The 7,139-nt window shown below is 39.5% G+C and carries 7 protein-coding genes; 4 read left to right on the forward strand and 3 right to left on the reverse strand.

Annotated features, from left to right (window positions below; translation table 11 throughout):
- The 4 genes from V7266_RS28945 to V7266_RS28960 all read left to right on the forward strand — a co-directional run.
- Positions 1–874 (forward strand): IclR family transcriptional regulator (locus tag V7266_RS28945; protein ID WP_335472669.1); only part of this gene is annotated, 874 nt, incomplete at its 5' end.
- A 70-nt stretch (positions 875–944) separates the two neighbouring features.
- A complete protein-coding gene (locus V7266_RS28950; protein WP_335472670.1) occupies positions 945–1,847 on the forward strand; it encodes a fumarylacetoacetate hydrolase family protein in 903 nt (300 codons plus the stop codon).
- Between the two features lie 35 nt (positions 1,848–1,882).
- On the forward strand, positions 1,883–3,349 hold the full coding sequence (gene gucD / locus V7266_RS28955; protein WP_335472671.1) for an alpha-ketoglutaric semialdehyde dehydrogenase GucD: 1,467 nt from the start codon (positions 1,883–1,885) through the stop codon (positions 3,347–3,349).
- A gap of 146 nt (positions 3,350–3,495) precedes the next feature.
- A complete protein-coding gene (locus V7266_RS28960; protein WP_335472672.1) occupies positions 3,496–5,694 on the forward strand; it encodes a dihydroxy-acid dehydratase domain-containing protein in 2,199 nt (732 codons plus the stop codon).
- A 194-nt stretch (positions 5,695–5,888) separates the two neighbouring features.
- On the opposite strand, the gene V7266_RS28965 is transcribed toward V7266_RS28960, so the two are convergent.
- From V7266_RS28965 to V7266_RS28975, 3 genes are all read right to left on the reverse strand, one after another.
- On the reverse strand, positions 5,889–6,437 hold the full coding sequence (locus V7266_RS28965; protein ID WP_335472675.1) for a phytanoyl-CoA dioxygenase family protein: 549 nt from the start codon (positions 6,435–6,437) through the stop codon (positions 5,889–5,891).
- A 30-nt stretch (positions 6,438–6,467) separates the two neighbouring features.
- Complete coding sequence (locus V7266_RS28970) at positions 6,468–6,779, reverse strand: hypothetical protein (RefSeq protein WP_335472673.1); 312 nt, start codon at positions 6,777–6,779, stop codon at positions 6,468–6,470.
- A gap of 92 nt (positions 6,780–6,871) precedes the next feature.
- Positions 6,872–7,093, reverse strand: coding sequence for a hypothetical protein (locus V7266_RS28975; RefSeq protein WP_335472674.1), 222 nt, complete (start codon positions 7,091–7,093; stop codon positions 6,872–6,874).
- Positions 7,094–7,139 lie beyond the last annotated feature (46 nt).

A 7,139-nucleotide genomic window follows, 5' to 3' on the forward strand; every position in this document is an offset into this window, starting at 1 on the left:
AATTTGCATTTCTTTTTTAAAAAAATCTATAAAAAAAGAGATTCAACGCTTGAAACGTGGTAATCTAAGTCTTGAAACCAACAAAAAGGATGGATATGTAATGCCAATTATTCAAGCTGTTGAAAGAGCACTGACAATTTTAGACTTATTTGATGAACATTCAACAGAATTAAAAATAACCGAAATTAGTGAGCGTATGAACCTAAATAAAAGTACAGTTCATTCATTATTGAAAACGCTTAAAAAGAGCGGTTATATTGATCAGGATGGGGAGAGTGGAAAATACAAACTTGGAATGAAGTTACTTGAAAGAGGTAATTTTGTCATAACCAACTTAGATGTCCGGAACATCGCAAAAAAATACTTACTTTATTTATCGAAAAAAACCGGTCATACCCTGCATCTTGTCATTTTAGAGGGAAAAGAAGGTCTATATATAGATAAAGTAGAGGGAACTTCAGCCAATGTTTTATATTCTCGGATTGGACGGAGAGTGCCGATACATACCAGTGCAGTAGGGAAACTTCTTGTCGCTTTAAGTTCCCAAGAAGAGATTGATAAAATGATGGATGGCTATGTATTTGATCAAAGGACACCTAGTACAATTACAAATAAAACTGATTTTTTAAATGAATTGGCTGAAATAAGAATAAATGGATTTGCTTATGATCGAGAAGAGAATGAGCCTGGTATTTGCTGCCTTGCATTTCCGATTCGTAATCATACAGGCAATGCTATAGCTGCTTTTAGTGTTTCGATGCCTACTCCTCGGTTAAATGATGAGGAAATGGAACGAATTATACCATTGATGCTTCAAACTGGCGAAGAAATATCTCAAAAAATGGGTTATGTGTCAAAAGCTCCTTATTATTAATAATGGAGTTTTCATATGAATACATTATAGAACTGAGTTTTATAATATAAAACTAATTAGAGGTGACTGTATGCGTATTATACGATTCTTTAAAGAAAACGGTTTAACGAGATTAGCTGCTATTACGGATGAGAATTTACTTTACGAATTGCCATTTGAAAACATCCTTGAACTAAGGCAGGAAGCAAAACAGAGAAAAGTATCGATGGTTGAAATCATTCAGCAAGCTATCCAAGGTACCTTGCCTAAGAAGGAAGAGTTAGAACAGCTTCAATTACTCGTACCAATTGAAGCACAAGAGGTATGGGCTGCTGGGGTTACTTATCTTAGAAGCAGGGAAGAACGAAACTATGAAGCTACAGGTGGGAAACATACCGAGCCAACCATCTATGATAAAGTTTATGAGGCAAAAAGACCGGAAATTTTCTTTAAATCCACTAAAGAAAGAACTAGAGGAACAGGCGAAGCCCTCTGTTTAAGAACTGATTCAAGCTGGCAGGTTCCAGAACCTGAATTAGCGCTTGTCTTAGATGAGAATGGGGAGATTTTTGGCTTCACAATTGGAAATGATTTGAGCTGCCGGGATATTGAGGGGGAAAATCCACTCTACTTACCTCAAGCTAAAATATGGAAAAATTCATGCTCGATTGGTCCAGCTATTCGTTTGGCAGAAACAGTTGATGATTTTTATAGCTTCCAGATTACCTGTCGTATCTATCGAAATCAGGAAAAAGTATTTGAAGAAACGGCCCATACTCGTGATTTGCGAAGAACATATGAAGAACTTTGCTCCTATCTAGTAAAGGATAATATTGTGTTTAATGGGACTGTACTTTTAACAGGAACAAGCATTGTTCCACCTGAAAATTATACTTTACAAGACGGTGATCTTATTGAAATAGAAATTCCGGGTATAGGTACATTGGTTAATCCGGTAAAAAAACAAGCAGTAAAAATAGTTGAAACCATATAGTCAATAAAAGTAGGAAAAGAAGGGAAAGGGTAGCTATGACAGTTCAAACTGAAGTAAAAACGTATGGAAATTTTATAGGCGGAGAATGGGTGCCAGCATCTACCAATTTGCTTGAAAAGAGTTATAGTCCGGCACACCGTAATGAAATAGTTGGGTACGTTCAAAGTTCATCAGCAAGTGATGTAGATAAAGCTATTGCAGCAGCTCAAAGTGCAACGGCAGCATGGCGGAATTTATCTGGTGCACAAAGAGGTGACTTCCTTTTTAAAACTGCGGATATCATGGAAAAGCGCTTGGATGAAATAGCTGAAACACTTACTAGAGAAATGGGAAAAACCTTTCCAGAAGCAAAGGGGGAAACGTTACGCGGTATCGCCATTCTAAGATACTATGCTGGCGAGGGCTTACGGAAAACAGGCGATGTGATACCTGCAACAGATAGCAAGGCGTTAATGTATACAACTCGTGTACCCTTAGGTGTTGTGGGAATTATTACTCCATGGAATTTTCCGGTTGCGATTCCTTTGTGGAAAATGGCACCGGCTTTAATTTATGGGAATACCGTTGTAATTAAGCCTGCACAGGAGGCTTCCGTCACTTGTGCTAAAGTAATCGAATGTATGGAGCAAGCCGGCTTGCCCTCAGGTGTAGTCAATATGGTGACGGGGAAAGGTTCAGTAGTTGGACAGCGCATCATTGATCATCCTCAAATAAACGGAATCTCCTTTACAGGTTCCAATTCTACCGGTAAAAGAGTGGCATTTGGGGCAATTGAACGTGGCGCAAAATATCAATTGGAAATGGGCGGGAAAAATCCGATTATTATTGCAGATGATGCCGACCTTGAGGAGGCAGTGGAAGCGACTATAAGCGGAGGACTAAGATCCACAGGTCAAAAATGTACCGCAACTAGCCGTGTCATTGTACAAGAAGGAATATATGAAGAATTCAAAAAAAGATTAGTTGATAGAACAAGAGAATTAAAGGTTGGCGATGGCCTTGAGGAAGGGACCTGGATGGGACCATGTGTGAATGAATCACAGTTAAACACTGTTCTTTCCTATATTGAAAAAGGAAAAGAAGAAGGCGCAACCGTTCTAGTTGGGGGTAACAGGCCATCAGATATTGAACTGCAGGATGGGTATTTTGTAGAGCCGACCATTTTTGATGAGGTTAAATCTGACATGACAATTGGGCAAGAAGAAATTTTTGGTCCGGTATTAGCCTTAATAAAAGTTAAAACAATTGAGGAAGCAATCGAATTGGCAAATGACATTCCATATGGCTTAAGTGCATCAATATTCACGAAAAACATTGGGAATGCATTTCAATTTATCGAGGCAAGTGAGGCAGGGCTTGTTCGTGTAAATTATGAAACAGCAGGAGTTGAATTACAAGCCCCATTTGGCGGTATGAAAGCATCCAGTTCCGGTGCACGAGAACAAGGAACTGCTGCGATAGAGTTTTACACATCCATTAAAACAGTATTTGTAAAGCCTTAATGAAAAAAGAAAATTAGGTTATGAAGGGGGACTGTACATAGGTGGAGAGTATCCATATAGTATGGTTTCCTTTTATAAATTATAGATTTCTAGAAAAGGATTCTAGTGTTTTAATGAAAATTATAGTGGAGCAGGAGGCCTTATATATGACCAGAAATGTAAATGATAAAAAGTCAAGAATTAACAATCCAATTAACCCTTATAGGGAAAATGTGCAAGGGAAGGCAAATGAACCGATTACAGTAGCAGGACTATTGGATAGGGCCAAAAAGGTTCTAGGAGATTCTTATCAAGGGACAAAATCTGATTGGACATTAGGGGAAATATATAACCGTTTAGAAGAGAATGCACCTCGTATCGCAATTATTGGCGGCTCCGCCGACCATCCTGCCCATATTTTGGATCTAGAAACCGTTTCCCGGGCAGCTTTAAAAATTTGGGAAGAAGGCGGGGTTCCGTTTTATTTTAGTACACCCGTGATGTGTGACGGTACAGCCCAAAGTAATATGGGGATGTCTTATTCACTGCAAAGCCGTAATGCCATTGCTGAGATTGTCGTCAATCAAATGGAAGCGCATTCTTATCATGGGGCTTTTGTTATTCAAGGGTGCGATAAGCAGCCGTTAGGGGTATTAAGTGGTTTAGCTTTATTGGATCGTGTCCGGCGCTACCGTGGTGAAGCACCAGTATTTGCAACGTTTGCACCTTCTCACGTTTTAAAGGGAGGGGAAATTCCGCAGGATTTACAAGTGGAATTAAAAGATGTTGCTGACAGAGCATCGTTAATGGGTGAACAGAATATTGCCGACGATCTTAATGATGCGTTAAGTTTTATCCTACAATGTACATCAAATACTCAATTTCAAGGTGTTCTAGCTCGAGCTGTTGAGAAAGGGATCATTACTCACGAGCAGCATAAGAATTATGAAAAGAGGCTTGCGATTAATACATGTGACTCGGCAGGGGGAATATGTGCCTTCCATGGAACGGGCAATAGTTCAAGAGATTTGATGGCAGGTTTTGGATTAGTTCATCCTAAACTGGAATTGTTAACAGAACCACCCACTTCAGATCAGCTAAAACCAGCCATTGAATCCTTATTTATGATAGCAAATCGCCCGGAATGCAGTGTGGCTGAGTTGGTCGGTGCTAATATTGCAAATGCCATCCGGATTCATAGCTCTGGCGGCGGGTCCACCAACTTAATGATGCACATTGTTGGGGCAATGGTCTATGCTGGATATGACTTCAGTCTTTGGGATATTGAGAAAATTCATCAATCTTATCCAATACCAGATTTATTTCATTATAGTCTTACAGAAGGCAGGGATATTTTCGTTCTCGCAGAACAATGCTGTACTGGTCAAATTAGAGGAATGGAGACTCTTTTTTATGAATTAATTCGAAATGGAGTTCCGATGGATGTCGATGCTTTAACTGTCACTGGCCAAACTTGGAAGGAAAGGCTGAGTAACACGGAAGGATTAAGTGCAGATGGAGTTAAGAACAATCCTATCATCCAAAGTAAGCCCCTTAGAAAGTTCAGTGGAGTCGATGTGTTACGAGGGAACTTTTTTGAAAGCGCTGTTGTTAAAATTAGTGGGATGACTACCTATCAATTAGATCAGTTTGATGAAAAAGTTTCGTTTGTTCTTTATTTTGAAAATGAAGAAGAGGCAAATAAACAATTATTAAATGACCAATTATTGGACGAATTAAGAGATCAGCAAGCATTTTCCGAAGAGCACTTGCTGCACATGTGGAAGCATAACCAACCAGATAGTTATGCAGAAGCAGAAGCCTTATCCTATCAACAATTATTTAACCGAATGGTAAAAGATCAAAGTTTAAAACTTACCATCATTGTCGCTGGTCAAGGCCCTGAGGCATTTGGAATGCCTGAGATGTTCAATCCGATGCAGCATATTAATGCAAATCGCCAACTAAAACGTTTAGCTACTCTAATTAGTGATGGCCGATATTCTGGAGTTACTTACGGGGCAGCAATAGGCCATATGACTCCTGAAGCCTATAATGGCGGAGGGGTGTTATACCTTAAACAGGGAGACTTATTACACCTGCGTTTCCGCGCAAAATGCATTGAATTACTTGATGCTGAGAGTTTTACAAATGGTGAATTGAAACCTTACTTAGGTGATCTCCAGATCGATAGGGGGACACTTGGAGAACAGAGGAAGGAAACCATGAAAAAGAGACAAAGAACGGTAGCAGCGTCTAACCGTCTCGTTGGCTGTACAAGTGCAGTTGATGGGGTTGTACCGTTAGCAGTTAAGATGGATGCTGTCATTCCATTTTCTCCTAGAATAGCAATTAGTAAGAATTAAACTTTTTCCTCTCAATGAACATCAATAAAATCAGTTTTTTATTAACTGATATTAAAGAGACTGTTACTTTAGTTAACAGTCTCATTGTCTTTTCATTCAAATTGAATGCCTAATTAAAAAGGGGATAAATCTTATATGGAAAAATAGCCCGATTAAATGGTTAGGATACCTCATAATCGGGCTTTTTCCTGAGGTTACAAAGCCTTCCGAATACTAAATTCTAGAGGTGAATAGTCTGTCTCATTTCTTCTTCGTAAGTTTAATCTCTCCCTTAACGGAGTTGTCCGGTTGCACATAAAACGTGGAATTCCTGAATGATTTTGAGAAGAGGCATGATAGAGAAAAGGATGACAAAGGTAGACATCACCTGCTTCTGCAGTCGTTTCCACTACTTTAAGGTGTGCCCCATCAACCTTAACGGTTTGATTCATAAAGTAATCAATTCGGTTTGTATCCTTGCCTAAAGAAGAGTTTGTCCCTTCTTGACCTGTAAGCATGCCAAACCATTGATGAGCTTTGTTCACATCTTGGATTCCATCCTCGAGAGTTACACCATTTTGCTGCTCAGCCAAGTATCGGGCTATCACTTTATGTGAGCCCTCTGCCACTAATGTCCCGCCACCCCGGGGGCCAATATCCGAAAAAATACATAAACAAAGCAGACCTTGATCAGGGCTATCTACGTGATGGTTAAAATGGATTCCATCCCAATGCCATCCATTAGTTGGAACGTTCCATTCCAGATGGGAATCTTCCGAAAAATTAACAGGCCATCATCCCCAACGATTTGGTATCCCTCGGCCAACCCAACGACCTGTTCCTACTAAATCCTCTATGGCATCGGAGAGTCTTTCACTATCGCACGGACGGAACTCCTCCGTATCGTAATTTTCATTCAATCGGAGCATGGGCTCAGTCCAGGTTGTTCGATCCAATCTTTCAACCCCTCTTTTTTCTAATTGTTTCCACAAGAAATTCTGGGCCTTTAATGCGGCCTCTCGCTCAAAAGCTTGGGGAACTTTAACCCATCCCAATTCTATGAATTGCTCAATATCATTTTGAGATAAAACCCTCCCAGTAAACATCCCAACATCTCCTTTAATAAGAAAGTAAGTTGATTAAAATACTAGATTTGTTCATGTAACCGTTACCATTTTGTTCTATAATCTATTTCTCCTTACCAGTTCATTTGATTCCCTTGATAATCAATGAACATATGTTCTTCCATCGCCGGTGACTTTAGTATTTGGTTCATAATTCCAGTTGCGGATTCGCTTGCATCAATTGTTGCATCCGGATTGAATTCACCAAAAATATATGACCTGACATAACCCGGATGGAATGCTAAAACCTTGATCCCATATTCTTTTAATTGATTTTGTAAAATCGTTAATTGCATGTTTTAAGCAGTCTTTGACATGCAATAGCCATACTCCTTCTTTCTC

The organism is Neobacillus drentensis (genome assembly GCF_036965645.1).
GTDB lineage: Bacteria > Bacillota > Bacilli > Bacillales > Cytobacillaceae > Neobacillus > Neobacillus drentensis_D.